27 protein-coding genes and 3 tRNA genes are annotated in these 26,346 nt (G+C 58.6%); 6 read left to right on the forward strand and 24 right to left on the reverse strand.

Annotated features, from left to right (window positions below):
• Nucleotides 1-2: 2 nt before the first annotated feature.
• The 24 genes from ACTQ33_RS04555 to ACTQ33_RS04670 all read right to left on the reverse strand — a co-directional run bounded on the left by ACTQ33_RS04555 (nucleotide 3) and on the right by ACTQ33_RS04670 (nucleotide 20,534).
• Nucleotides 3-932: a type II secretion system F family protein gene (locus ACTQ33_RS04555; protein ID WP_071430776.1), complete on the reverse strand. Its 930-nt coding sequence runs from the start codon at nucleotides 930-932 to the stop codon at nucleotides 3-5.
• A complete protein-coding gene (locus ACTQ33_RS04560) occupies nucleotides 929-2,425 on the reverse strand; it encodes a type II/IV secretion system ATPase subunit (protein WP_071430778.1) in 1,497 nt (498 codons plus the stop codon). The genes ACTQ33_RS04555 and ACTQ33_RS04560 overlap by 4 nt, the downstream gene beginning before the upstream one ends.
• Nucleotides 2,425-3,231, reverse strand: coding sequence for an AAA family ATPase (locus ACTQ33_RS04565; protein WP_071430780.1), 807 nt, complete (start codon nucleotides 3,229-3,231; stop codon nucleotides 2,425-2,427). The genes ACTQ33_RS04560 and ACTQ33_RS04565 overlap by 1 nt, the downstream gene beginning before the upstream one ends.
• Nucleotides 3,228-4,058, reverse strand: a complete 831-nt coding sequence (gene cpaB, locus ACTQ33_RS04570; RefSeq protein WP_071430782.1) for a Flp pilus assembly protein CpaB — start codon at nucleotides 4,056-4,058, stop codon at nucleotides 3,228-3,230. Before cpaB ends, ACTQ33_RS04565 begins: the two co-directional genes overlap by 4 nt.
• 10 nt (nucleotides 4,059-4,068) lie before the next feature.
• Complete coding sequence (locus ACTQ33_RS04575; RefSeq protein ID WP_071430784.1) at nucleotides 4,069-4,473, reverse strand: A24 family peptidase; 405 nt, start codon at nucleotides 4,471-4,473, stop codon at nucleotides 4,069-4,071.
• Entirely contained in the window at nucleotides 4,473-4,727 is a 255-nt protein-coding gene (locus ACTQ33_RS04580; protein ID WP_071430786.1) for a DUF6133 family protein, read from the reverse strand. The genes ACTQ33_RS04575 and ACTQ33_RS04580 overlap by 1 nt, the downstream gene beginning before the upstream one ends.
• A gap of 143 nt (nucleotides 4,728-4,870) precedes the next feature.
• Nucleotides 4,871-5,377, reverse strand: coding sequence for a YodL domain-containing protein (locus ACTQ33_RS04585; RefSeq protein WP_441462506.1), 507 nt, complete (start codon nucleotides 5,375-5,377; stop codon nucleotides 4,871-4,873).
• A gap of 80 nt (nucleotides 5,378-5,457) precedes the next feature.
• Complete coding sequence (locus tag ACTQ33_RS04590; protein ID WP_076944460.1) at nucleotides 5,458-5,817, reverse strand: SpoVG family protein; 360 nt, start codon at nucleotides 5,815-5,817, stop codon at nucleotides 5,458-5,460.
• Nucleotides 5,818-5,839: 22 nt separating this feature from the next.
• Entirely contained in the window at nucleotides 5,840-6,565 is a 726-nt protein-coding gene (locus ACTQ33_RS04595) for a DUF3849 domain-containing protein (RefSeq protein WP_071430790.1), read from the reverse strand.
• A complete protein-coding gene (locus ACTQ33_RS04600; protein WP_071430792.1) occupies nucleotides 6,558-7,001 on the reverse strand; it encodes a hypothetical protein in 444 nt (147 codons plus the stop codon). Before ACTQ33_RS04600 ends, ACTQ33_RS04595 begins: the two co-directional genes overlap by 8 nt.
• 2 nt (nucleotides 7,002-7,003) lie before the next feature.
• Nucleotides 7,004-7,984 carry a DNA adenine methylase gene (locus ACTQ33_RS04605; protein WP_207738183.1) on the reverse strand — a complete coding sequence of 327 codons (981 nt, stop codon included), beginning with the start codon at nucleotides 7,982-7,984 and terminating at the stop codon, nucleotides 7,004-7,006.
• Nucleotides 7,981-8,319 carry a hypothetical protein gene (locus ACTQ33_RS04610; RefSeq protein ID WP_071430794.1) on the reverse strand — a complete coding sequence of 113 codons (339 nt, stop codon included), beginning with the start codon at nucleotides 8,317-8,319 and terminating at the stop codon, nucleotides 7,981-7,983. The genes ACTQ33_RS04605 and ACTQ33_RS04610 overlap by 4 nt, the downstream gene beginning before the upstream one ends.
• A gap of 149 nt (nucleotides 8,320-8,468) precedes the next feature.
• Complete coding sequence (locus ACTQ33_RS04615) at nucleotides 8,469-9,506, reverse strand: hypothetical protein (protein WP_071430796.1); 1,038 nt, start codon at nucleotides 9,504-9,506, stop codon at nucleotides 8,469-8,471.
• The gene (locus ACTQ33_RS04620) at nucleotides 9,506-10,675 is read right to left on the reverse strand and encodes an antirestriction protein ArdA (protein WP_328245464.1); all 1,170 of its coding nucleotides are present in this window, start codon (nucleotides 10,673-10,675) and stop codon (nucleotides 9,506-9,508) included. The genes ACTQ33_RS04615 and ACTQ33_RS04620 overlap by 1 nt, the downstream gene beginning before the upstream one ends.
• A 1-nt stretch (nucleotide 10,676) precedes the next feature.
• On the reverse strand, nucleotides 10,677-11,774 hold the full coding sequence (locus tag ACTQ33_RS04625) for a DUF4314 domain-containing protein (protein WP_139193380.1): 1,098 nt from the start codon (nucleotides 11,772-11,774) through the stop codon (nucleotides 10,677-10,679).
• The gene (locus ACTQ33_RS04630; RefSeq protein WP_071430800.1) at nucleotides 11,775-12,785 is read right to left on the reverse strand and encodes an LPD28 domain-containing protein; all 1,011 of its coding nucleotides are present in this window, start codon (nucleotides 12,783-12,785) and stop codon (nucleotides 11,775-11,777) included.
• Between the two features lie 263 nt (nucleotides 12,786-13,048).
• Nucleotides 13,049-14,170 (reverse strand): DUF6329 domain-containing protein, encoded by a 1,122-nt coding sequence (locus ACTQ33_RS04635; protein WP_071430801.1) that lies wholly within the window; start codon nucleotides 14,168-14,170, stop codon nucleotides 13,049-13,051.
• Nucleotides 14,167-15,360 (reverse strand): antirestriction protein ArdA, encoded by a 1,194-nt coding sequence (locus tag ACTQ33_RS04640; RefSeq protein WP_071434940.1) that lies wholly within the window; start codon nucleotides 15,358-15,360, stop codon nucleotides 14,167-14,169. Before ACTQ33_RS04640 ends, ACTQ33_RS04635 begins: the two co-directional genes overlap by 4 nt.
• A 2-nt stretch (nucleotides 15,361-15,362) precedes the next feature.
• Nucleotides 15,363-16,058: a hypothetical protein gene (locus tag ACTQ33_RS04645; protein WP_087327425.1), complete on the reverse strand. Its 696-nt coding sequence runs from the start codon at nucleotides 16,056-16,058 to the stop codon at nucleotides 15,363-15,365.
• A 72-nt stretch (nucleotides 16,059-16,130) separates the two neighbouring features.
• Nucleotides 16,131-16,823: a hypothetical protein gene (locus ACTQ33_RS04650; RefSeq protein ID WP_087233670.1), complete on the reverse strand. Its 693-nt coding sequence runs from the start codon at nucleotides 16,821-16,823 to the stop codon at nucleotides 16,131-16,133.
• A 356-nt stretch (nucleotides 16,824-17,179) separates the two neighbouring features.
• Nucleotides 17,180-17,256, reverse strand: a tRNA-Met gene (locus ACTQ33_RS04655).
• 217 nt (nucleotides 17,257-17,473) lie between these two features.
• Complete coding sequence (locus ACTQ33_RS04660) at nucleotides 17,474-17,884, reverse strand: hypothetical protein (protein ID WP_441462512.1); 411 nt, start codon at nucleotides 17,882-17,884, stop codon at nucleotides 17,474-17,476.
• Nucleotides 17,885-18,027: 143 nt separating this feature from the next.
• Nucleotides 18,028-19,302: a hypothetical protein gene (locus ACTQ33_RS04665; protein WP_441462514.1), complete on the reverse strand. Its 1,275-nt coding sequence runs from the start codon at nucleotides 19,300-19,302 to the stop codon at nucleotides 18,028-18,030.
• An 83-nt stretch (nucleotides 19,303-19,385) separates the two neighbouring features.
• Entirely contained in the window at nucleotides 19,386-20,534 is a 1,149-nt protein-coding gene (locus tag ACTQ33_RS04670; protein ID WP_441462516.1) for a D-alanyl-D-alanine carboxypeptidase family protein, read from the reverse strand.
• 130 nt (nucleotides 20,535-20,664) lie between these two features.
• Here ACTQ33_RS04670 and mtaB point away from each other — a divergent pair, with 130 nt between their 5' ends.
• The 6 genes from mtaB to ACTQ33_RS04700 all read left to right on the forward strand — a co-directional run bounded on the left by mtaB (nucleotide 20,665) and on the right by ACTQ33_RS04700 (nucleotide 26,323).
• Nucleotides 20,665-21,957 (forward strand): tRNA (N(6)-L-threonylcarbamoyladenosine(37)-C(2))-methylthiotransferase MtaB, encoded by a 1,293-nt coding sequence (gene mtaB, locus ACTQ33_RS04675; RefSeq protein ID WP_441462518.1) that lies wholly within the window; start codon nucleotides 20,665-20,667, stop codon nucleotides 21,955-21,957.
• Between the two features lie 87 nt (nucleotides 21,958-22,044).
• Nucleotides 22,045-22,120, forward strand: a tRNA-Met gene (locus ACTQ33_RS04680).
• A 3-nt stretch (nucleotides 22,121-22,123) separates the two neighbouring features.
• Nucleotides 22,124-22,198 (forward strand) — tRNA-Glu (locus ACTQ33_RS04685).
• A 317-nt stretch (nucleotides 22,199-22,515) separates the two neighbouring features.
• A complete protein-coding gene (locus tag ACTQ33_RS04690; RefSeq protein ID WP_441462520.1) occupies nucleotides 22,516-23,604 on the forward strand; it encodes an MGDG synthase family glycosyltransferase in 1,089 nt (362 codons plus the stop codon).
• On the forward strand, nucleotides 23,601-24,611 hold the full coding sequence (locus ACTQ33_RS04695; RefSeq protein ID WP_441462522.1) for a lysylphosphatidylglycerol synthase transmembrane domain-containing protein: 1,011 nt from the start codon (nucleotides 23,601-23,603) through the stop codon (nucleotides 24,609-24,611). Before ACTQ33_RS04690 ends, ACTQ33_RS04695 begins: the two co-directional genes overlap by 4 nt.
• Before the next feature lie 68 nt (nucleotides 24,612-24,679).
• The gene (locus ACTQ33_RS04700) at nucleotides 24,680-26,323 is read left to right on the forward strand and encodes an S-layer homology domain-containing protein (protein ID WP_441462524.1); all 1,644 of its coding nucleotides are present in this window, start codon (nucleotides 24,680-24,682) and stop codon (nucleotides 26,321-26,323) included.
• Nucleotides 26,324-26,346 lie beyond the last annotated feature (23 nt).

Consider the following 26,346-nt stretch of genomic DNA (forward strand, 5'->3'; position numbering starts at 1 on the left):
CCTCACCTCCGATACTCGATGGGCTGCGTCAGCTTCACCACAAAGGCAAAGGACACGAATACAGCTGCGATGCAGACGGCGATGACCATCTGGCCGGGGATGGTGTCCACCAGAGTGTGATACCAGTCCGTGTTGATAAACCGCACCAGCGGGATATTGATCAGCACCAGGATCGCCATGGTGACGAATTCCTTGCGGGGGCCGAAGACCAGATTTTCCAGTTCTCCGTTGACTACCCGCATATCCGACAGCTTGCTGACGATGGGAGTCAGGGTGCTTTTCAGGCTGCGGTCTGTCTGGCAGGCGGATACCGCCTCGCACCACTCCTGCCATACCTCGTTGTCGATGGCATATTTCAGGTCATGAAGCGCGGCGTCCATGTCCGGGTCAATGTGCTTGATGCGGGTGAGAAACCGCTGGAACACCTCCTGCACCGGGTGGTGCAGGTACCGGACATTTTCCTCCACCGCCTGCTGGAAGTTTTCCGTGCGCAGATAGGCGGTGGTGATGACCGACAGCGCCGTTTCCAGCTCGGCGGCCACATCCTTTTTGAAGCCTCCGGCCGTCAGCTTGACATACCAGAACGGCATCAGCATAAAGCCGACGGCCAGTACGGGGACGAGGAAGGCGTTCCCGGCAAGAATGGCGATGCAGGCGCCCAGGGCAAACAGCACCAGAGATGCCATGCACACCATGGGGAATTTTCCCTCCCGCCCGGATGCGGCCAATACCGCCTGGGCTTCTGTGATCTCCCGGCGAAAGAAACCGGCCTTTTTGCGCTTGGTCGTCTCATTGATGTCCGCCCGGATGCTGCCGGGGGCGGCAGTCAGCCGGGAAAAGATGCTGTCGCTCATTTCTGCGGGGGAGATCCCCAGCACCATAAAAAGCCCGGCGATCATGCCCACGCAGGCGATCAGTTGGATCGTTGTCATGCAGTTTCCTCCTTCCTCTGGATAAACTGCTCCAGCTCACCGTGGGGCATGCCGTTTTCGATGAACCGGCGCTGCAGGCTCCCGGACATCTCCTCACACTTCTGGTGATGTCCCTCGATGATAAAACGGTCGCCCTCCAGACGGTTTTCCGTGATGTTGTACTCATAGAGCTTATGAAGCCTGCGGCTTCCGTCTGGCAGGATCTCGCACTCGGAGATGTTGGTGATGCGGCGCTGCTTGTTCTCCAGCTGGCGGCAATAGACCACGATGGGATAAGCCTCGGTGACATAGCCCATGAGCGTATCGTCGGGGGTGTCCACGGCCCGCTTGCACAGGGACACCATGCGCCGATAGGTACCCTCACTGGAGCTGGAGTGGATGGTGGTGAGAACGGCCACACCCACACGGGCGGCTTCCTGGGCAGCATTGGCCTCCGGGCCGCGCATCTCACCAACTGCGATGATGTCGGGGTTGAAACGAAGGGCAATGTCCAGCAGTGCGATCTGGTCGATGCGCTGCCGCTCATTCTCGCTGTCACGGGTCTGGGTATGGACGACGGAATTGACCACCCTGCCGTTCTGCTCCCGGATGAGCTGAAGCTCACGGGAGCCGTCCTCAATGGTGAAGATCCGCTTGCGGTCGGGAATGGTGGACATGAGCCAGCCCGCCACGGTGGTTTTGCCGGAGCTGGTGGCGCCAGCCACACAGATGGACACGCCATAGCGCAGGCAGGCGGACAGAAAGTCCAGCATTTCCTCCGTAGCGGTTCCGCTGCCCACAAAGTCCTCCTTGGTCAGATTCTTGGGATTGACGATTCGGATGGAGGCCGCAACACCTGCGTCCTCGTCCAGCACGGGGGTCTTAATGACCGAAACACGGATGTTTTTGGCCAGACGGGAGGTGATGATGGGACTGGCGTTGTCCAGCACCTTGCCGGAGTTCTGCAGCATACGGCGGATGACATTGGCCGCATGGTCCGGCGAGTCAAAGTGTTCCTCCAGCTTGACGGTGCGGCCGTCGGAATATTGGATCTCGATGTCCCGCCAGGAATTGATGTCGATCTCCTCGATGCCGTCTGCAAAGATGTACTTGGTGAGGAAACCGTATTCGGCCATTTCCGTGTACAGAGCGTCCACCAGCTCGCCCTGCGTCATGCCGTCCACAGCCATTCGGTTGTCCTGCAGATACCGGGCGATGCGGCGCTTCATCTGCTCCTTGGCCTCATCCCCGCTGTCGGTAATCAGGGTGGCATAGGCGCCGGAGAGGTAGGACTGCACCTGACTGAGTACCTCCCCGAAGGGCATCCCCTCGGCCTGGGGAGCGAAGAAGACTTCGCTTGCCTTGGGGGCGACCTTGGCTTCCGCAAAGATGGACCGTCCGGTATCCTCCTCAAAGGCGATATCATGCACCTCGGCCGGTTCTGGCCTGGCTTCCACCGGGGCGGCGACCGGGTGCGCAGCAAATATGGAATTGCTTCTCTTGTCGCCAAGCATCAGAACACCTCCTTGCAGATTTTCTCGATCTCCCGGCGAAACGCCTTGCTGTCCTTCATGGAGAGGTCATTCAGGAGCGTCCCCTCCAGATACTGCTCCTCCAGTTCCTGAGAGTACGGCAGCTTGAAAGCAACGCTGCCCAGCACTTGACCGATACGGTCGGCAGCCTGCAGAGGCTTGATATTGGACGCAGCTTTATACTGCTTGTCCTCGTCCCAGTGCAGTTCCCGGAGGAGCGGGAGCTGGCTGGACAGGTACCCGATGGACTTCAGATCGCAGTTGGCCAGCCGGAGGACGCTGTCGGCCTCCATGAGCGCCACGGCGGAGAGGATGTCATTGGCGATATAGCTGGAGCAGTCGATGACCACATAGGGGGCGATCTCACGCAGACCGCGGATGAGTTCCTCGGCCTGCTGCTTGGTGCAGGCCGCGTAGGTATACTCGTTCTCGCCCTTTCGCAGCCCCAGTATGGTCAGATAGGACAGCTTTTTGTGGGTGGTCAGGTTGTGCTTGATGAGGTTGACGGAGATGCGCTGGGCCGCAAAGATGCTGCCCAGGGATTTATCGCACTCCAGCTCGGAGGGCGGGCAGATGCAGGGCATCATGGGGGCGGTCATGTCACAGAGCAGCAGCGCCACATTTTTCTTCTGGGAGGCCAGATGCTTTGCGATCTTCACCGCGGTAACCGTTTTACCGCAGCCGGGGCTTCCCCACACGGCGAGAACGCCACCGCCGGACTCCACAACAGGTTCCAGTTCCTCCGGCTCCGTGTTTCGACGAAACAGGCTTCCTTTGATGAAGTTCATTCTCCAGCCGCCTCGCTCTCTGCGGCAGGATCAGCGCCCTCGCTTTCCTCGGTTTCAGCGCTTTCCGCATTTTCAGCGCCCTCCGCCGCCTCAGCCTCCGGCTCGGCGTACAGTTCCTCGATCAGAGCGTCCTGCGCCGCGATAAATTCATCGGCATTCTCAGGTGCGCCGCGGTAGACCAGGGCCAGATGCAGCTCGCTTTCCTGTTCCAGTCCGGCCAGCACCTTGGCCTGCTCGGTGGTCACCAGAAGCGTTACGGTAGAGGGAAGCTCTTTTTCATCCTCAACAGCCTCGCCGGTGTTGGCGTCGTAACCGGAGGAAGCGGTGACGGAGATGACCTCTACATACTGCAGCTCAGGCGGGATCACGGTTTCGCCCATACCCTTGTAGTCGGCCACAAGGACGGAGACGATGTCTCCGCTCTCCAGCTTGCCGGAAAGGCCGGTGGCAAAGCTCTTGATAGTGACCGAGATGGCCTGTTTGTTCCCGTCCAGACTGTACAGATAGGCGTTCTCAGCGGCGGGCTCATAGGAGAGCTTGCTGTCCAGAATGTAGTCGCCCATCTTCAGGTCGGCGGTGGCATACTTGCCAATGACGTCATCCTTGTCTGTCATAATGCCGGAGGGCAGGTTATAAGCGCCCACCTCCACGGTCTGCACCATCTCGGCGGTGATCTCGTCGCCCTCCTTGATGTCGGCGGTGACGCGGACGATTTCAGTCTTCTCGCTGGCGCTGCGGCTGAACAGGGGCGTCACCCCAAAGCAGATGAGGAGCGCAAGAAGGATACACAGCACACCGACCACGGTGCGGTTGCGAAAGATTTTCATATGAGCCTCCTTATAAGAAATATGCGGGGATGAAAGCCACCGCGAAATACGGAACCAGCGGCTGCTTTGCCGATGCGCCCTCCCGCAGTGCCGGGATCACCCGCATGGCAAAGGAAACGAAAAGGAGCGCAGCGGCCATAAGACACAAGCCGGTGATTACCCGGTCAACTCCCAGAACAAATCCAACGGCGGCGGCTAACCGCCAATCGCCGCCCCCCATCAGGCCGAGACCTGCACAGAGGTAAAATGGGGCCATTGCCAGCAGCGCCCCCAAAAGGGAGGCGGGGCTGATGGTGATCAGCCCCGCCGCAGCAATGATGATACAGACGATGTCGCAGACCGTTCTGGTTTTCAGGTCATCCACGGCGGCATAGATGAGACCGCCGCAGAAGACCAGTGCCTGTACCCAGAGCATCAGCCCGCGTAGTTGAACATCTCCTGAATCCGCTGGGTGACGGTGGGCATGACGGTGTCGTCCAGCACAGCGTACAGACCGGCCAGCACCAGGGCGCCCAGAACGACGGCGATCAGCACCTTGACGGCGGTATCGATGTAGCCCTCGCCGGCGTTGCCGCTGACAGCCCGGCTGTGGAAGGCGGCGATGGAAGACTTGTAGCTGGCGGCGGTGGTCTTGGCGGTGTTGGCGATGTTCTTAAACAGCTTCTTCATGAAAAATACCTCCTGTAAGTAAATCAATTTTGATTGTTTGTGGATGGCTTGATGATGTAGGTTCGGTCACAGTCTTCCTGATGCGGGAGGGCAGCGGCTACGCCCTGACAAGGTAAAGGCCGGACGATGGGCAAACGTCCGGCCTACATGGTCATTTCAATACATTCTGCTTGCTCCTGACTCTGGCTGAACTGGATGGGACGAAAGCCCACCCGGTCGCAGTAATAAAACTCGCTGCCGGAAGCGTCGTAAAGCTCCACCACATCGGACAGTGCCATTCGGTATCCCCGGTATCCGGGAGGAGGGCTATCCCTGCAGATGGCATAGATCCGCTCCAGATCATTGGTTCCCAGATTCCCTTCGAATGCCTGGGTATAGTTGCCGGCATCCGGTTCTCCGAACTTTTTGACCAGATCCTCATATCCGATGAAACGCATGGTGACATCCACATCTTTTCGGAGCTGCCAGATGCGGCAGCCCTTCTGCGGCTGACCCAGCTCCTCACCGGGTACCTCACCGGCAGTCAGGCGGTCGAATACGCCCTCCTCCCACTGGGGAGCCAGGTTCATTCTGGCCAGATAACGGGACAGCTCATCGGTCTGGAACATTTCGTCCACAACGGCGGTGCTGTCCTTTACATAGCCCACCATATTGCCATAGAAGATCAGGCGGTTTTGGTTGTCTACTGTGAAACGAATCAGGGTGCATCACCTCCTTCCGGACAACCGGTTTACATCTGCTGACTCATAGCCTGCTCGGGAGCGTCGCTTTTCTGCTCCTGCTGCTCCTGGAGCTTCTGCTCGTAAGCGTCGTTGACCGCCTCCACCAGCGCGGTCCGTGCCTCGGCGGTAATGGCGTGGAAGGTGTCGTTGTATTTGGTTTCGCCATTTTTCTTGTAGGACTCCTGGGGCATGGAGATGAAGCGCCCCTTGTCGGACTCAATGACCCGGATGCCGTGGACGGCAAAGGCGCCGCCGATGGTGGCGCTGGCATAGGCTTTGGTCTTGAAGTCCCCATCCACCATACGGTCGATTCGCGCCTCCACCTGGGGCGTGGGGGTTTCCTGCTGCTTTTTCTTCTGTGTTGCCATGTGACAAATCTCCTTTCTTTCTTTACATGGATGGATGACTCATTTCGAGACCGGCGGGCGATTCCTGCCGGAGTTGCTCCAGCCGCTCTCTGGCCCAGTCGGGCAGATGCTCCTCCCGGAGAATGCCGATAAAGTCGCTGCGGTTCCAGCGTGTCTGCTCTCCATCGCCAAGACAGGTGGCGTATACCGCTCTGCCTGCGGCGGTGGGGACGCAGCCAAAGCCGCCGGTGGCCAGCCAGAGCTGATTTTCCGGCGCCCAGCAGGACTCCTTCAGTGTGAACGGACTCATGACCAGCACCTTGCCCTCCAGATTTTGGCCGGTCATATCGTCGCACTGGGAGCCGGTGAACAGCTTCAGCTCTGCCTGTGCCTTGCGGAAGTCGTTGACGAAGCCGTCCAGCACGGCGGGGTGGCTCTCCACGGTAAACTCATAATTGCGGTCGCTGGGCGGGATGAAGGTGGAGGCGGCCCACGCTTTGTTTTGCGGGCTGAATCGTCCGTCGTACTGCTTTTGCTGAAGCGTGGCGGACAGCACCCACCCCACACGTTTGAATCCGAAATTATCGATGACACTTCTGGCGCAGTCACGGTCCAGGTGCATCCCATCAAAGCCCCGGCGGATGGATTCCTCGATGGCCTGCTTACAGGCGATGTTCTCCAAGTGGCTTGCCCGCCAGAGGGCCACCTCGTTTTGCCGTTTGGCCTCGGCGAAGGAACTGAGATAGAGGTAGGCGTGGTCTTTAGTCATTGGCTTTCCCACTTTCAAGGATCGCCTTGGTCAGCGCATCGCTCCATGTGGTCTTGTGGTCATCGGATACCACCAGAACAGCGCCGTCCACGCTGAACACACAGAGGTTATCGTACAGGATGCCGGCATCCGCAAAGGCTTCGGCGGGGATGGGGAGCATATCTTCATCGCAGCCGTGGCAGCCGTCGCACATATCCCCATCGTCCTCCTGGGCCTCCCAGTCGGCCAGCATATCCTCCATCAGGCTGTGGGCCAGTCGCAGCAGAGTTGTCGTGGCGGCAGCCTTCTCCGCAGGCTCCATCTCCTGCTTGAGCAGGACGATGGCGTTTTCCAGGGTGTGCAGCTCCAGCGTTTCCTCCCTGTCCAGCCCGCTTAAGGTCAGGGCGGCGGGCTGGATGACGGCCTTGCCGTCGCTTGTGTACTTGATAAATGTCATGTTCATTCCTCCTGTTTGAGTTCTTTTGTGGGTTCATGGATCAGGGTGTATTTTCCCTCCTCCTCATCCGCGGCAGACAGGTTGAAAAGGTTGAGCTGCCAATGCCTTGCGGAATTGTGGCGGCGGGGGTCGTAATTGGTGATGACGATCTCCTCATACTCGCTTCCGGCCTTCTGCGACATGCTGTTGGGGCGAGTGGTGTGGAAGATGTAAAACTCCTTGTACAGCTCCACGATGAAGGGGCAGTAGTTGTAGGACACCATCACATACCCCTGGCACTCCAGAAGGGCGTCGTGGAGGCGCTGATGATCTTCCTTGGGAAACACCGCCGCATAACAGTCCTCCGCATCGTAATAGGGCGGATCAAAATACAGAAATGCGTCTGGCCGGTCGTACTGACGGGCGACCTCCACACAGTCCTTGTTTTCGATGACGACATTTGCCAGCCTGCGGGAGCACTCCCAAATCAGGTAGAAGAAACGGCGGATGTCGCAGGATTTTCCGGCAAAGGACTTGGCACCGCCGCTGAAGCTGTATCGGATCAGCTTGAAAAAGTCGGCGGCCCGCCGCACATCGCCGCGAGGCGCCCGTTCCAGCATCATCCTTCGGATGGTCTCGGCATCCGGCGGCTCCAGATACCGCTCCGTCAGCTCCATCTCCTCGTCCAGATAGTCATCGGTGAATTCCTCTTTGGAGAAGAACTTATACAGCACATTGAAATCGTCGCGTGTATTCAGCGGCAGAAAACCCAACTCCAGCAGAAGCGCCATGGTCCTGTTTTTGACACAGCAGAACAGGTTGGTCAGGTCACTGTTGAAGTCGTTGTAGACCTCCATACATCCCGGCTGGATGGGGCGGCTCAGGGTCACTGTGCCGCTGCCGCCGAACACATCAATAAACCGGGAATACCGCGAGGGAGACAGCTTTCGGATCAGCCACAGCAGCTTGCTTTTACCGCCCACCCAGGGGATGAAGCTTTTCAAGCGGTATCACCGCCCTCCAGCGGAAGGGATATCTGTCCGCTGTCGATGGATTGCTCCAGCGCCTTGGTGAGACCGCGTTCCGCGTGGGCGATCTTCTTGATCCGGCTCCGGAGCTGCCGGATCGTTCTGCGCAGTTCTTCCTCAGTACCGGCGTAATAATAGCCGGAAGCCGAGCTGCAGATGGGGACGCCATCCCCACGCAGGCTGTTGATCAACCGGCGCAGGTCGGGGCCGCGGATCTGGAAAGCTGCCTCCAGCTCCCGGCTGGATACGACCCTTTCCGCTCCCTTGTGATAGGTCTTCAGGTACGCAGCGATGGGGTTTGTCGTGGTCATGCGGGCTCCTTTCCGGGGCTGTCACCCGAAAAGAGCGCAAAAAATCAGGGGCCGTTTGTCCCTTTCGGGTAACGGCCCCTGTGGTGTTCAGGCTATTTCATTTCTTATTTCATCACCTCCGTTGCGGCGGCTGGTCTGTGGGTGGCTTTTCACATGGACATGGTCGGCTCCATATCCGGCTGACTGTACTCATAGACCAGCTCTGTGCCGTTCCAGGATACGAAGCCATGCGCAGCGGCGGACAGACCCATGTTCTTCATCCTCTGGTTGGCATACCCCTCCGCATCAAAGCAGGAGGCAAGCAGCTCGTCCCTGGGGTATACGCCGTCCCGTTTCGCCAGCTCTTTTCCGAAATCGGCGAGTTCCATGTCACGGGGCATGAAGTGATAGCAGTGGAGGTTCTGTGCCAGATCCAGGGCGTAATCCAGACGGTGGCAATCCTCCAGCTCCATCACAGCCTGCCATTTATCCAGCCACTGGGGTCCTCCCTGCCCCTGTTCCGCCCAGACATAGCCGAAGTCGATGGCGTGACGGACGAGTTCCGCTGCGGAGCCGTACTGAGAGAGGATGTCCTTCAGCTGCGGGAGGCAGCAGCCCACATCCACAGCAATGCACTCGCTCAAAGACTCCACCTCCAGTGCGTCCAGCGCCAGGAGAAGCTCGTCCGGGTGTGCGGCATCCATATACTCGCCGGTGTCCGGGAATCCCACCCACACGCCGTCCGTATTGAAGCGGCTTGCCAGCCTGACTCGGATACCGTAGTCGCCTTTGTCGGGATTCAGCGTCGGGGCGCCATCCAGAAACGGATCGATCAGGGAGGTGACCCTGATGAAGTGCCCGTCGCAGAAGGTGTTCCCACCTTTCTGGCGGTAAGCTGCCCCCACTTTCTCCGGGTCAAGAAATGCACGTGCCTGGGAGGCAGGGCGCTGGATCTGTTCCATGATAAATTTGCCAAGTCGGGCATCGTCCCCGGCGCCGTAGAACAGGTCGTAGTGATCCAATTGACTGGCAATCAGCATCACATCGCAGGTCATCCTCGGCTGCTCGATCTGCATGGCCCCTCGGAACAGGAGACTTTCTTTGACCGTCATGTTCTCGAACCGCCGCTCCAGCCAGTCGTGCTGGGACTTGGTCATTTCAAAGCCGTCCAGGAGATCAAGGAGCCGCCTGGTTTGCCGATTTGCCATCACATCATCTCCATTCCGGCCTTCTCTGCCTGCATTTCTTCGCTGCGGATCGGCTCGCCATCCCTGCGCTGGACCAGCCCATAGGGGGTCAGCAGTGCGTTGTTTGACGCCATGACATCCTTGCCGTAGCTGTAGAGGACAATGTGCTTTTGCAAAATAGACCGGGAATGCTCATCCACAATGAAGCGAAGCTCCTCTACGGCCACCTCCTCGGGGGTCCGCTGATCCGGCTCGATCAGGTAGTCATCCAGATTTTCCGCAATTCGGACAGCGGCAGCGATATCGTGACAATCCGCCGCAAGGATAACCGCCTTGTATGTGGAGAGGTCTCCTTGCGCGACCATCTCCTTGAAGCATTTGGCCAACTCGTTCAGTTCGTGAACATCATTGCAGTCCATGCTTTCCAGAAGCGCGGGCATCGCGCTGTCCTCCACCTGGACAGACATTTCCGACCATGAGGCGCCTCCGTAAGCCTCCAGAACAGCGTCCAGCCGTTCCTGCGTAGCGGGCAGATCCAGGCACATCCTGTTGTCCGGCTGCTCATCGGAGTGGGAGGGACACTTGCCGACCGTCAGGCGGATGCCATATTCCGGCGCTTCGGGGATCAAGGCCAGGCTGTCATATACCTGCTTCAGCTCGTTGTGCTGCGTGACATAACCACCGTTTGCAAAGACGCCGCCCTCCTCAAATCGGGCGTTTCTGCCGAGCTTCTCAAAGTCCAGGTACTCGAAGATGGGGTCGGGGACTTTGTCAAGTGCGGGGATGAAATCATTCTCGGCGTAGAATCTGCCCAGCTGCTCATCCGTTGAGGCGTTGACCACGTGGCAGCAGTCTGTGCTGTAGGCCAGATCGATCATGGTGGCAACACTGATGGGGCCGTACTTTTTGGCCACCTCCATGTTGAACAGCCCTTCAAAGGCAGTCTTTTCTCTGCCGTTCATCTGTCCCAGACAGGTTGCCAAAGCGTTAAGCTGATAGAGATCGCATTCATGGGCCAAATGGTCTTGCAGGAAGACAAAGCCATGGTGTTCGAGGAATTCCCATCTCGGCTTTTCGCCCAGCGTCATCTGAAGCTTGTCCAGCGCATCCAGAAGGCCGTAGTAGGTAGCCGGAAGCTCCAGCTCGCACCACCGGTTCGTCTTCTCCCCGAACAGCTCCACACGAAACACTTTATCCAAGGGTCATCCCTCCCATCGTCGTTCCATGCTCCATATCATTCGCCTCGTCCGGGGGACAAGGCTCACTCATTTTGCCGGAACTCCTCTCCCCACCGAACCCGCTGTGCCGGGCTTCGGCGGGGGCCCCGGTTTGTACATAGTCTTCCTGGTACTTGGCGGGGTCAGCGCCGGGGGCATCCCAGCCGCACATACTGCCCACCTCCATGGCCTGCCGCTGAATGGGGCTGACTCCCAGTTTTTCGTTCAGCTCGTCCGCCAGCTCCACATTTTTCTCCTTGTCGCCGGTGTCCCAATCGGAGGGGTAGTAGCCGGTCTCGCCCCGGCGGATGCAGATGAGATCGCCGGTGGACCTGAGGGTGGAGAAGCACATCTCCGGCAGGCCGTCTGCCACTCTGGGCGCGAACTGCTCCGCCTCGGTTCGGATGTCCCAATTGTCCTCCATGCTCCACAGGTGGACATACAGCTCGTCGTCGCCGACGCAGATCTCCCGCTGTTCGAAACCCTCGCCCCAGCCATCCGAGGCCTGGCCGGAGACGTACTCCTTCAGGGTGGTCAGATCTTCCGGGGTGAGGGCGCCGACCACCCGGCACTCAGCCACGCCCCATAGCCGGCCGTTCCGCTCCTCGACGGTGAACACGGCGGATTTGACCTTCTGGTTGACGCTGTCATCCTTGCCATACCAGTGCATGATGCCGCTCTCGGCTTCTTCCGGCATCCGGTTGTTGATCAGGGCTCTGAGGATCTCGCCCTCATAGCACCGCAGCAGCCTTCCGTCCAGCGGGGTGCTGTCGTCCTCCATCTCCCCATACTCGTTGCGGGTGTAGAGATCGGCGGTCAGGGGCATATACAGCTTCAGGGTGGTGGGCTCGGGCGGCAGAACGGTGAAGCTGTCCTCACCGATGATCAGCGCCAGGGTTCTGCCGTTGTCCCACTTCATGTGGAACTGCCCAGCATCGTCGATGTAGTCCAGAGTCCCTGTGCTGCCCGGCTCCAGCGGGGCATACGGGTCTTTCATCTCTCTGAGCTTGATCCTCGAACCTGCGGGGAACTGTTCCCGCAGGAAGTCCAGCCATTCTTTTGGTGCTGACATTTACATTCCTCCCATATTCATATTTTGGCCGGGATTGTTTTCATAGTCCGCAAGAGAATGGGGATTTTCTTCGCCATAAAGGTCGAAGAGGATGTCATCCACCTGTTTGCGGACAGCCGGGTCATCCGTCAGAGTCTCATACCGGAAACCCGTCACATCCCGATACGGCAGTTCCTGCCGGATGGCAGCCAGATAGGTTTGGGGATCGTGATACTCCCGCTGTTCCCCATTGGCAAAGGTCGCACGCCCCACGGCCCTGTTCTGCTGGGCCATCTGCTGCTGACGCAGGTCATAGCAGTAGAGATACCCCTGGTAGTCGCCGGGAAACGGGGTGCAGCGCAGGCAGTAGCGGTAATGCTCCGTTTCTGCGATGTAGCCATAACTCCGGCCGTCCTCGGTGATGGCCCCGCCGTTCCGATAGCAGTAGGCTCTCATCGATGCCAGGTCCTTCAACGGGCCATCGGCACGAAGGGTGTCCACCACTTCCTGAAGGTCATCCTTAAATTCCCCGGTGTTGAATTGGTCTTCGTTATGGGGCCACCAGGAATGGTGAAATCCTTTTCCGGAAGAACCGAAATCCATCCGCACATGGCCCACTGTACCGGCCTGAAGGTCCCGTTCTTCTTCCACCTGAGAATAGAACAGGCCCGCCTCCTCACGGGAAGCGGGCCTGAGTTTATATTTGGGTGGAGTCTTCAACCCATACTGTTTGCAAAATTCCGTGAGTGTGATCTCATCGCCGAGAAAATCCAGCGCATCACCAATCTCACGGTAGTCCTGATTATCCGGAAAGGAAATCGGTTCCGGCACAACGATAGAACCAGCGTGATTAACCACAACCAGAATTTCCAGCGTACAGGGTGAGCCCGGATCATTGTCACTGCCTCGCAGATCATATACATGCCAACCGTCCGGCACAGTGTGGGTGTCTACTCGCGCATTGGTGAACAGGGCAGGCTTCCCAAATAGCTCGATATGCTCATACTCCTCAGTCATCGCATTGACGCTCATTATTTCACCTCTTTCCCCTTGGTATAGCTACACAACATACCACAGCTCAGCGGAAATGGCTATGGCCAAAAGGCATCTTGCCGGAAAAGTGGAGATACCCGGCGACAGCGGCTCCCAGTGCCGCCATAGATGCTATTGTGATCATTATTTTCTTCTTCATTCACATTCCTCCCAATCATTGGATCGTGTTGTTCAGGTCACCTGCATATCGAGGAGAGAATACGCCGCCAGCTTTACGCAGAGCAGTTCGGTTTCGTGGGGCATCAGGAAAGCCCTTCCATCTCCATCGCCTGCGTTTCCTCAGCAAAGGGGCTGCTGCACCGGCGAATCAGGCCAAATTCCGTGCGCCGGACTCCGTCCTCCACCATGGCGTCCTCGCCCAGCTTCTCGAAATCCATATACCCGTCGATGGTATCGATCAGTTCATCATCGGCACCGATGCGCCGAAGGACCGTTTGCCCGTATTCATAGGCGTCCTCCGGGATGCGCTCGTAGTCGTCCAGATTCATGGCATAGCGGAGCGCCTCCTGCATGGTCCCTGGCTGTTCCACAGAAAGAACCGACAGATATTTCAGCAGCTCACCATCGTCACACTGCATCCCCTCAATGGCCCAGGCCAATTCGTTTGCGTCTTCCACGCAGACCCCTGTAGTGGGAATATGCTCGTCCATATAGGGAACAGAAAACGACACTCTGGTGATTGCTGCCTCGGCAAAACAATCGATGCCCAGTGTTCTTTTTACTCGCTCCAATTCCTCTTTCGTTGCCGGAAGGCAGACGATCGCTTGCGCCTTAGCGGAGGAGAGGTCGAGCTGGACCTTCGACTTTTTCTCTCTGACAAGCGCATCATCCTGCTTGCGGAGCACATAGCCTGCATGGGTATAGGCGCCGCCATGGTCGGCATAGTATTCTGCGCCGATCTTCGCAAAGTCCAGGTAGGGCCAGGCGGCTTCAGGGAATCTGGGATCGCCCTGAATCTGGCCTGCAACAGCGACATAACGGCCAAGTGTCACATCTGAATTGACATTGGGAATGAGGATGTAGTCCGGCACCTGTTCCGCCACACGAATCATATCACTCAGGTCATTGATGCTGCTGCCATCCAATGCGCCGGCATAGATGTTCCGTTCACGGGAGTCCATTTTGGCAATGATGCTGGAAAGCTGATTCAGCTGTGCAAGCTGCGTTCTGGAATCGGGGTCAAGCCCGCTGAGGTACGACGGCAGATTAGCGATCACGCTTTTGATCTCGACGATCTCTGTTTTGCCCGTTCTGCTGGCCTCATCAAGCCGGCTGACCGCTTCTGTCATAGCGTCATGCGATGCGGGAAAATGGAGCGGGACAATGGCCGGACTGCCGCTTCGTTTCATGAAGAGTTGGATCATGCCATTCCCCCTATCTGAAAGTCCTGTTCCCGCTGATAGGCTTCTGCCGGGTCATCCGCCATCAGTTCCTCCAGACTCAGCGCACCCTGGTAGGCGATATAGCCGCGGTCAGTAAACACGCCGGACTCCTGATCCATGTGCTGCAGGCCATACCGCTCGTAGTCATAGAACTCGTCCAGATTGGGGTCATACTCAAAATGACCGGATTTCTGGATCATGTATTTTCCGTATTCCGCAGGGGTATGTGCGCCGGGGGCAAATGCAAAGAGATCCAGGTTTTCCGCCAGATGCCGGATCTGACCGGCGCACTCCGGCTTGGCCATGCTGACTGCGGCCCCCAGCTTCTCACGGGCGTCATATGAAAGCTTGTCCATGACCAGCGCCAGCTCATTGAGCTCGTGTATGTTTTCGCACCGGAAGTCCAGTACCACATCCACTTCCTCGGGAAATGAGCTTTCACTCATCCAAAGACACCTATTCTCAGGCGCAATGCCGCTGCGCTGCATGGCGCGTTCAATCTGGCCTTTGGAGGCAGGGAGGTATATCCAGGTGACATTTTGGGTGTTCTCCGGTTCCTGTCGGGAAGATATTCCGATAGCGGTCAGATCGGCCTCATAGTGATAGCAGGGCAGGTGCTTTCCATCGTAGAGCTGCGAGAGCTGCATACCGTTGTCATAGACCACACCGTAGCGGGTGATGGTTCCCTCGTTGCCCTCAATCAGCAAGATGGCGGTTTCCTCTCCGTCCAACTGCTCCAGTTCCTCCATGCTGGCACACCCGCCATGGATGTTCATGTAGTGATCACGGCCAACCTCTTTCAAATTTGTGAAGTCCGTAATCACCGTTGCCTGCTGGCAGCAAAAGGTCAGGTTGATGAGATCCTTCATGCTGGTGAGCTGCAGTTTTTCGGCCATGGCCTGAAATTGCGAAAACTCGCCCACATCAAAGCTGTCCAGCCGCTTAGCCAGATAGTCCAGCTCGTCCAGATTGACCCTGGCACCTTCCAGCCGATACAGCACAGGCCAGGCGCTGTCGAGTGCGTCCACATGGCAGTCGGCATCCGATACATGGCCGATTTCCAGTGACTCCAACAGCGCAACGCAGTGGTCGTATTGATTTCTGGGAATGGGCAGGGGGATCGTCGCAACACCATATTCCGGGTGGTCGGCGTTGCTCAGAACTGCTTTCATGATCAATTTGCATCACCTTTCTTTTTCTCAAAATTCAAAATCGCATCACCGTACTTGGCCAGAAGCAGAGCGCAGATAATCAGGTGGAACGCCTCATCTGTGACCAATTCGGGGGATGCGAGATCGGCAATGGTAATGTTTTGGCTGCCGGTGGAAATGGCTTTGGCCGCCTGATAAACGCTGTAAAGCTCCGGCTGGATGCCGGCCAGCCGGAGGGACTGGAAATCAAATCCGCAGGCATCAAACTTCCAGATCATCCTGCGCCAGATATCGTCGTAGGCTGTCAGGAGAAACAGTGCGGCCTGGTTGCGCTGCGACAATCGGCGGCAACGTGTTCGCCAGTGCATCCAACGGCTACGGTGTTCGTCAGAATGGAAGGCTTGCAGAGGATATGGGTAGATCTCCTGTGCCAACCGTTTCCAAAGCCTCATTCTCAGCTTGCCACGGAGGCAGTCCTCAATTACTTTCGCAAGGCTGAGCGACCCGGTCTCGATTCGTTCCCCCAGGCAAGTGCATTCACACAGCGGGCAGGGATTTTCCTTTGAGTAGTTTGTGCAGTACTGGCAATCGACATCTTCAGACTGATAGTGAAATGTAGGTCGGCGTAGGCCGTGACCTCTGGGCTTGAAATGGGGCGGGGTCATCATCATCTGCTCCATCTGGTATAAGGGGGTATCTCTCATGAAGTAGCGCGTCATGGGTGGTGTGCTCCTTTCGGTGAAATAAAAAAGCGCCGGAGTCTTATTTCTAAAACTCCGGCGCTCGGTGTATTACATGGTCAGTTCCTGGCTTTGAGAATCCAAGGAGTGCTGCTCCTGCTCTCGCATGCGCTCCAGGATGTTGGGCATTCCACGTAGGATCTGTTCCTGAACACTTTTAATGCATTGTTCCTGGTCGACAGTCAAATCAACTCCGGCATCCAGTGTGTCGGTGCAGCATCGATAGATTTCGGTGAGCTGTGCTTCGTTAAAAATCAGCTGTTTGGAGACGAGACCGGCACGGATGGCGAAGTCCTGCTTGGCTCCCGTATAGTTATCCTGAAAGTAATGGCCTTGGTTGAGACCTGTGCGGTCACAGCTCCAGTCCCATGTGACGAAATGGACGCCAAGCCGGGTGGGGTGGGCAGCCAGCACTGTGCCGTTGAAGTCGGCCAGCAGGCGGTAGTCGCCGGTCAGGCTTTGGGCCTGCAGGGGCGGAGCCTGTTCCAGCAGCGTCATGTACTCCCGCACTGTGCAGGCCAGATCAGTGACTCGCTCACAGGCTCGTTCCCGTTCCGCCGTTGCCACATCCTCCTGCCAGTAGCGAACCCCTCCGCCCTCTGTGATCCGGCAGAGGGGGAGACCATCCCATTCCACCGGGAGAAGATCATCCTGCTCCGGCTGCGTGGTGAAGCCTTCCCGGCCAAGCACCGTGCAAAGTTCTCGGTAAAATTGTTCTCTATCCATCTTGTTGTGATGCTCCATCAGAAAGACCTCCAGTCATTTCAATTTATACGCCCGCGCAAATAAAAAAAGCCGCCACCTGAATATAGGTGACGGCCACAGAACTTCAGAACGAAGTGGATTGTACTACATTTTGGTACAATCCACTTCGTTCACAAAAAATTAACAAAATATTTTTTGGAGAACACGAATTATTTCCGTATTTTCACCTCGAAAGCGGGCTGAAAAGCGCCGGGATTTAGTTCAAGTCCTCACCCCATAGGGGAAAGGCTGGATGATATCTTTTTCTTGTGCAGTAAAATTTGGACACGAAAAAAGCCCGGAAACCGCATGGTTCCGGGCTTTTTCGGTGCGATATCTTTTTTGGTCGCACAATGTGGTTGCGGAGGCCAGATTTGAACTGACGACCTCCGGGTTATGAGCCCGACGAGCTACCAGGCTGCTCTACTCCGCGATATTTCGTTGCACTCTCTAGTGCTCCATTATTCTACCACGACAAACGTAGTCTGTCAACCCTTTTTTTATATTTTTTTGGCGGCTGCCTTCGACAAACTTTGCAGGAACAAAAGCACGACCGAGAACAGCCCCTCCTGGGTCGGCTGGGCTGATCTCGGTCGGTGCTACAGCAGAGCACGCAGCGCGTCTCCGCATTCCTTCCAAATTAGATCGGCTCAGAAATACTTCTTTACGCCCTCAGGCATTTTCTCGGGTTCGTCGGAAATGACGACGGTGAACTTCATGTTGTTGATCTTACCGAACTCGTTGCACCAGTTCAGGAACTCCTCCGTCTCGGCCACATCGTCGCTGCCGGTGATCTTGTAGAGGCTGTCAATAAACACGTGGGTGATATCAAAGTTGCCGGCATGCAAGCCGCTGATGAATCCCTTGAGGAAGGTGACACTGCCCATCTGATACTCGCCGGCCTCGATCAGACGCACACGATAATCGATATCAAACGTCAGCTTATTGCCCTTCTCAATGCAGACCATGCTGCCGGATTCCGTGGCAATGGCTTCGTTAATGGCATTGATGAGATTCTTCGTCTTGCCGGAGCCCTTGAGACCCACAATCACTTTAACCATAGGAATACCTCCTTTTGCTCGGACCGTATCTCGTTGTCCGTGGCATTATTTTAACAGTTTTACACAGAATATGCAACTGTCACATTGGCCAAAACTGTGCATACTTTTCTGGAATGCAGTACGATAGTGCGCCAACTTCCAGATTATTCCTCCGGCCGTCCCAGGAGCCGCGCCATCTGTTCGGACCACCGGGAGGGTCCTTCGCTGATGTAGACGTCCCGGCCCAGCATACCGGCGCAGAGGCAGGAGGTCAATTCAAAGAAGTACAGGAGCTGTCCCACATCTCCCGGCTCCATGCGTCCGCAGTCCACCTGGAAAATGGGCACACCATGGTCGGCCCCCACGGCGATGACCGCCGCCATGGCTTGTTCCTGGACATAATCCAGGGTGAACCCCTCCAAATAGTTGTACCCATCCTGATTCTGCCAGTCCATTTCCACGGCCACCTTCTGCTCCGGCGGATCGAAGCGCAGCACCGTCTGGACCAGGGGCTGGGCGCCGTCGCTGAACATTCCGTGCATGGTGTGCAGGTCTCCGGGAATCTCCGCCAGGGCAGGCAGCAGCCCCTCTCCGTTGGCGCAGGCCCGGCTGCCGAAGAGCTGCTTCCACCAGCGTCCCAGTGCCCCGGCATCGGGTTCCAGCATGGTCAGATATTCCGTCACCTTGCCCTGGCTGCCCAGAATGGTTCGGCCCGCCGCGTAGAGCCAGGCAGGATTTTCAAAAGAGCGGATTTCCATGGCCAGCCGGGCCGTCAATGCCCCGTCCAGCAATTTCCGGATATCGATACCCGCCACCGCCGCCGCCAGCAGCGCGCCGGGGTCCAGGACGCTGGCGTGGTCTCCCACCGTGGGCAGCAGATTGAACGTTTTGTATCCTTCGGCGGCGGCAATCTCCCGCAGGGGACCGATGACCGGGTCCGTGCTGACATACACCCGCTCCCGGGCCTTTTCCGTACCGTAGCGCCGCTCCAGCATCCAGCGCAGCGCCCGGGTGGTCACCGCCGACTGCACATCGGCGCCGTCCCGGCCCAGCAGGTGTACACAGAAATCCCGCTTTTCCAGAAGCTCGGCCAGGTGCTGCCAGGATCGGGTGGACAGGTCGCTGCCGGCAAATACAATCTGTGTGCCGGGGCGCAGATTGTGGTTCCGGCCCCGCAAAAGCTCCACCACGGCCCGGACGCCTGCCACCGCGCTGTCGCTGCCCACGACCACCAGAATCCCCGCCTGGGCGCGGATGGTCCGGGCGGCCTCCTCCACCTGTTCCAGAACGGCGCTGTTATCGCCGTCCAGCCACGGCAGAAACGCGGCGGCCTCGCCGTCCATGAGGGCGGCATGGGCGGCAGAAATCTGCTGTTCGCTCTCCAACAGCATGGGCAGCGTCACACTGCACCAGATATTTGAAATGTCAACATTGACCATGGAAACACCTTTCTTTCAGCCGAAGGCCATAGATACCAAATTAGATTTAGTATACTACAGTTCGACAGAAAATACAATCATTCTCAGAAGGTGACCCACATGCCCCGCAGGATTTCCACGGTCATCTGCCACCAGGTCAGACGCTCCACCCGCTCCGGCGCCACAATGGGCATTGTGGCCACCACCTGGCCTCCGGCGGTCACCGTCAGCGTGCCCAGTTTCTGGCCCTGCTCCACGGGGGCCTCCACCGATTCCGCCAGTTCCACCGTCGTCTCCACCTGGGTTTGCAGCCCCTTATCCAGGAGAATCGGCTGGGGCGTTTCCAGCACCGGTGTGATGGTGTCCACGGTCCCCAGCACCACCGGCACCGTCCCCAAATCCTCCGGCACCTGGGGCGTCACCAGGGCGTAGTTGGCAAAGCCGTAATCCAGCAGCGCCTTGGCCGACTCGAACCGCTCGCTGGAGCTTTTGCAGTTGAGCACCACGGCGATCAGTTCCAGGCCGTCCCGCTCCGCCGACGCCGACAGACAGTGGCCCGCCGAGGAGGTATAGCCCGTTTTCAGACCCGTGGCCCCCTGGTAAAACCGGATCAGCTTGTTGGTGTTGGACAGGCCGAACTGCCCATCCCGCACCGTGTCCATCCAGATGGTGGTATACTCCTTGATCTTCTCATGCTGCAACAGCTCCCGGGACATGACGGCGATGTCGTAGGCCGACGTCAGATGGCTCTCCGCCTCCGGCTCGTCGTCCAGGCCGGTGCAGTTGACAAAGTGGGTGTCCTCCATCCCCAGCTCCACGGCCCGCTCGTTCATCATTTCCACAAACGCCGCCTCGCTGCCGGCCACGGCTTCAGCCAGTGCCGTGGCGCAGTCGTTGGCCGAAGAGACCACCACGGATTTGAGCATTTCGTCCATGGTCATCTGTTCGCCCTCTTCCAGATAGACCTGGCTGCCGCCCTTGGCCGCGGCGGCGGCGCTGGCCGTCACCGTCTGGTCCCAGGACAGCCGCCCCTGGTCCAGCGCTTCCATGACCAGCAGCAGTGTCATAACCTTGGTGACGCTGGCAGGCCGTAGCCGCTCATGGCTGTTCTTTTCATAGAGGACCTGCCCCGTGGCCGCGTCCATCAGAATGGCCGACGGCGCCGCCACCTCCGGCCCGGCAGCCCGGACCGCAGGCAGCAGGGAGACCGTCAGGCAGAGGCAGACCAGAGCCCCGCACAGTCGTTTCCACATATCCATCCATCCTTCCTTTTTACATCGGTGGTACAACCTATGCGTGTCCCCTGGCAGGTATGCCCTCTGTACAAGACGCGGTTTGTTGGATATAATGGAGGTAACTTTTATAGAAATACGGAGAATCCCTATGAAATTTGCCTTTTACACCCTGGGCTGCAAGGTCAACCAGTACGAGACCCAGGCCATGGAGCAGCGTCTGACAGCTCTGGGCCATGAGTTGGGCGACTGGACCGAGCCCTGTGACGGCTTCATCGTCAACACCTGCACCGTTACCGCCGTCAGTGATAAGAAGTGCCGCAATATCATCCGCCGGGTGCGGAAAGCCAATCCCGACGCTGTGGTGGGCGTCTGCGGCTGTTACGCCCAGACAAAGCCCGAGGAGGTCCAGGCGCTGGAGGTTGATGTGCTGGCCGGTACCGCCGACCGCATGGCATTTCTGGACGCCGTGGTGGAGGAAGCCGCCCAGCGCATCCGCCAGTCCCGGCAGTTCTGGGAGAAGGCCACGGCCCACCGGGAATTTGAACGGCTCCCCGCCGGCGGTCTGGCCGCCCGGACCCGGGCCATGCTGAAGGTCCAGGACGGATGCTGCAACTACTGTTCCTACTGTATTATTCCCTACGCCCGGGGACCCATCCGTTCCCTGCCCCTGTCGGAGGCTGTGGAACAGGCCGCGGCCCTGGCCGACGAGGGCTATCGGGAACTGGTGGTCACCGGCATCGAGATTTCCTCCTGGGGCGTGGAGTTCCGGGACGGCAGCAGTTTGAAAGACCTGCTTTCGGCCCTCTGTGCCGCCGTCCCGTCCATGCGGGTGCGGCTGGGTTCCCTGGAGCCCCGGACGATTACAGAGGACTTCTGCAAAACTCTGGCCCCCTTTAAAAATCTCTGTCCCCAGTTTCATCTGAGTTTGCAAAGTGGATGCGACACGGTGTTAAAGCGCATGAACCGCAAATACGACACCGCACGCTATTTGGAGAGCGTGACCCTGCTGCGGCAGTATTTCCCCCACTGTGCCATCACCACCGATCTGATTGTGGCCTTCCCCGGCGAGACGGAAGCGGAATTCCAAGCGTCGCTGGACTTCCTGAAAACCTGCGCCTTTGCCCAGGTCCATGTGTTTCCTTATTCCCGGCGGGAAGGCACCCCGGCGGCGAAGATAGACGGCCAGCACTCCAACGACGAAAAGGCCCGCCGGTCCAACGAGGCGGGGGCCGTAGCTGATGCCCTGGCCCAGCAGTACCGGCAGGTCATGGTGGGCCGGACCTATGCCGTACTCTTTGAACAGCCCGAGGGCCGCGACTTCACCGGCCACGCGGAAAACTATGTGAAGGTTTATGTGGAAGCCGACGGTCTTCACAATCAGGTGCTGCCGGTGGAAATTGTGTCGGTGGAGGCCGATGGGGTGCGCGGACGGCTGGTGTAAAAAATTTTTTCGTTTTTTGAAAAAAACCGTTGACAAAACGGCCTCATGCCGCTATAATCATTCTTGCCCTGTTGATGACGGGCACATGGCGGCATAGCTCAGTTGGTAGAGTATCCGGTTCATACCCGGCTTGTCACTGGTTCAAGTCCAGTTGCCGCTACCAAACGGCCCGTTGGTCAAGTGGTTAAGACACCGCCCTTTCACGGCGGTAACATGGGTTCGAGTCCCGTACGGGTCACCATGAAAAGCACATCTCTGCAAAGAGATGTGCTTTTTGTTTTTTCAGCCTTTGGCACCATGAACCGTGGAACCGGATGGTTTTGCAAGAACCAGAGGATGGTTACTGCATTCCTGTTGGCGTGTACATTGCCTGTCAAACTTCGTTGTCGTTCCATACGCTTTTCCCGCGCGCTGTGTCGGCAGGGCGCTGTTTTTGTGGCTATTCCTGTTCTTAAAGAAAATTTAATGGTTTCCCTTCTTTTTTCTAAAAGGTGTTTTTGGGTACAATAAAGGCACAGAAAGAAATTGGAATCATACGAAAGTTTTGGAGGGATCGCCATGAATACCACAATTACTGCTTTGCGGCCGCTGCGGGTCATCGTTCTGACCGGCCGGTTCGGCATGGGCCATTGTGCCGCCGCCGAGGCCGTCCGTCAGGAGATCCTGGCCGGCGACCCCCAGGCCCAGGTCCGGGTGGTGGACGTCATCGACGAACTGTTCCCCAACGCCTCCCGTCAGATTTACCGCGGCTTCGGCTTCCTGGTCCGCCGCTGCTCCTGGGTCTATAATCTGCTCAACCACACCGCCGGCGCCAAGACCTCCATGCCCCTGCAGCGGACGGTCCTCAAGCGTCTGGATGACCTGCTGCGGGATGTGGACCTGATTGTTGCCACCATGCCCGTCTGCTCCCAATACATCGCCGCCTATAAGCGGCAGCGGGACTGCCACATTCCCCTCTACACCTATATCACCGATGTCAGCGTCCACGATGAATGGATCGCCCCCGGTACCGACCGGTATTTTGTCGCCTGCGAAGAGACGCGGCAGACGCTGCTCTCCAAGGGCGTGGACGACGCCCACATCGTTGTCAGCGGCATTCCCGTCCGTCCGGGCTTCCGTCAGGCGCCTCAGGTCCGTCCCGTGGGACGCCGGGTGCTGCTGATGGGCGGCGGCCTGGGCCTGATCCCCCAGGGCATTCTCGACGCCCTGTGCAGCCGCGACGACATCCATGTGACAGTCATCACCGGCCGGAATGAGTCCCTGCTGGCTACCCTGCGCCGCCGTTACCCTTCCGTGGAATCCATCGGCTTCACCGACCGGGTGGATGAGTATCTGCGCCGCGCCGATCTGGTGGTCAGCAAGTCCGGCGGCCTCACCACCTTTGAGGCCATCCACACCCGGACGCCCCTCTTCGTCCTGCGTCCCTTCCTGACCCAGGAGGTGGGCAACGCCCGGTACATTGAAAACCACGGGCTGGGCTATGTGGACTGGCAGAAAGATGAATCCGTTACGGCAGAGGCATTGCTGGCCCTGCTGGACGACCCCGACGCCCTTGCCGCCATGGGCCGGAACATGGCGCTGCTGCGGGAGAGCTGGCGTTCCTCCTCTCCCCTGGCGTACTTCTATCCCATGGTGCAGCCGGCATGAAAAAGGCATTGCGCGACGGCGCCATTTTTCTGGGCATCACCGCCCTGGTCTGGTTTGTGGTGCTGCGGCAGGTCTCTCCGGCAGAGATCCGCGCTGCAGCCGCCGGAGCCGACGGCCGCTGGCTGGCCGTGGCCGTTGGGGCCATGGCCCTATACTTTTTCTGTGAAGCCTGGAACACCCGCCGGGGCCTGCGCCATCTGGGCTACCAGCCCCGGTTTGTCCACTGTCTCCAATACTCTGCCACGGGCTTTTTCTTCAGCTCCGTGACTCCCTCCTGCACCGGCGGCCAACCCATGCAGCTGTGCGCCATGCACCGCCACGGCGTCTCCCCGGCCCACGGCGGCCTGGTGCTGCTGCTGGAACTCTGCTGTTGGCAGGCCGTGGGCGCGGGGCTGGGCGTCTTTGGCCTGATTTATCTGCGCCACCACCTGGCCGGTGTGACGCCCGGCGTCAAGCTGCTGGCCCTGATCGGTATCCTCCTGAATCTCCTGGCCCTGTCCGTGATCACCGCCGCCGTGGTGCGGCCCGGCTGGGCCATGGCATTGGGCGCCAAGGTGGCAAAAAAACTGGAACGCCGCCCCCGTGCCGCCAAGGTCTGGGGCGCCATCCAGCATCAGCTGGAGCAGTACGCCCTCAGCGCCCCCCTGCTGCGGCGGGAACCAAAGCTGGTGGCCCTGACCTTTTTTACCACCGCTTTGCAGCTGCTGGCCCTCTACAGCGTCCCCTATTGGGTCTTTCGGGCCATGGGCCTCAGCGGCGTGGCCCTGACCAGCGCCATCGCCGCCCAGGCCGCCGTCAATTTCTCTGTGGGCGCCATGCCTCTGCCCGGCTCCATGGGTGTGGGCGAGGGCGGATTTCTGGCCATGTTCCGGCTGCTGCTGCCGGCCCAGCTGCTGGGCGGCGCCATGGTCCTCAGCCGGGGCGTCAGCCTCTATCTCTGCGTCATCGTCACCGGCTTGATTCTGCTGGTGCTCCAGCTGATCCGCCGCTGCCGCACCGCCGCGTGAAAGCCTTGTTTTTTGACGGCACATCTGTCATAATAAAAGGTACTTCACACGGAAGGTAGGGATTTACTATGAAATCGTGCAAACAGACCCTTGGCCGCCTGTTTTTGCTGCTGGCGGTCACGGTGCTGCTGACCCTTGGCGTTTCCGCCGCCCAGCGGCAGGCCGCCGACGCCGACGCGTTTTACGCCGCCATGGACGCGGAAATCCGTGCCCAGTCCACGGAATTTTCCATTGACTATACTGGAGATCGCAGCGACCTCAACAGCACCAACGGCGCCCTGCTGGCGGAGCTTCTGCGCTACATGATGGCCCGGTCTAATGACGGTCCCCAAAACGGCGACTATCCGGCCCTGAACATTGAAGAGGGCCTGGTGCATTGGGATGACGGTATCTGTTCGTTCCAGCTCTCCTATCTGGACACCCAGACGGAGCTGGCCTATGTGGACCAGCAGGCCCAGGCCATTGTGGACAGTCTGGACCTGGAGGGCGAGGACGATTACACCAAAATCAAGTTGATCTATGAGTACATCGGCACCCACTTCGTCTACGACCATTCGCTGACCAAATATTCCGCCTACGACGGATTGACCACCGGTTCCATGGTATGTCAGGGCTACGCCCTGCTGACCTACCGGACCATGTGGGACGCCGGTATCCCTTGCCGCATCATCACCGGCCGCAGCGAGAACCAGAACCACGCCTGGAACATCGTCCTGCTGGACGGTCAGTGGTACAACCTGGATATCACATGGGATTCGGCCACAGAGCCGGGCGGCGCCATGTCCTGGAACTTCTTCCTCAAGGGTGAGGAGGATTTTGACGGTCACATTCGATTCCAGGCCTTCACCACCGACGACTATGTTTCCGCCCACCCCATGGCCGCCGTCAGCGCACCCCTGCCCAGCATTCAGGTGTTGGTAAACGGCGGCAGCGTTGCCAGTCTGGCGGTCCGTGTGGGCGTAGAGATTCAGCTGGAGGCCGTTCTGGCCGATGGGACCCTGGCCGATATCGTCTGGACCAGCTCGGACCCGTCCCTGGTCACCGTGACCCCCGACGGACAGGTGTTGGCCCACGGCACCGGCGAACTGGAACTGACAGCTGCCGTGGTCGGTGACCGGGGCGTGATCTCCGCCGTAGTCCCCACCACCTCTGTGGACCTGACCGCCGCCGCCCCATGGGCACAAGAGGCAGTCAACGACTACTATCTGGCCCAGCTGCTGCCCATCTCCCTGTGCAGCGGCTTTGAAAACGACCTGACCCGGGCGGAGCTGGCCCGGCTGTGCTGGCAGCTGGTGCAGCAGTCTGGCCTGTGGAAGGCGCAAGAGCTGGTGAACCCGTTCAGCGACATTTTGGACAGCCCCGACGCCGCCGCCATTCTCGCCTGCAACTCCCTGGGTCTGATGCAGGGCACCTCCGCCACCACCTTCCATCCCGACGCCCCCGTCACTCGGGAGCAGGCTGCTGTAGTTCTGTTCCGTCTGATGATCCTGCTGAACGGCCAGGCACCGGCCACCGGCCCCTTGTCCTATCACGACGCCACCTCCATCAGCGATTGGGCCGCCGGCCCTGTCAGCGGCGTCACCGGCGCCAAGGTGTTCTATGGCAGCGACGGCTTCTTCCGTCCCGCCGATCACATAACGTTGCAGGAAATGATTGTGGCCCTCTGGCGCATTGCCCAGCCCCATGTGGAAAGCGCCGCAGCCGCCGCCTGACCCAAACCGAAATCCGTCAAAAG

Source organism: Candidatus Avoscillospira sp. LCP25S3_F1 (genome assembly GCF_052117125.1).
GTDB lineage: Bacteria > Bacillota > Clostridia > Oscillospirales > Oscillospiraceae > Avoscillospira_A.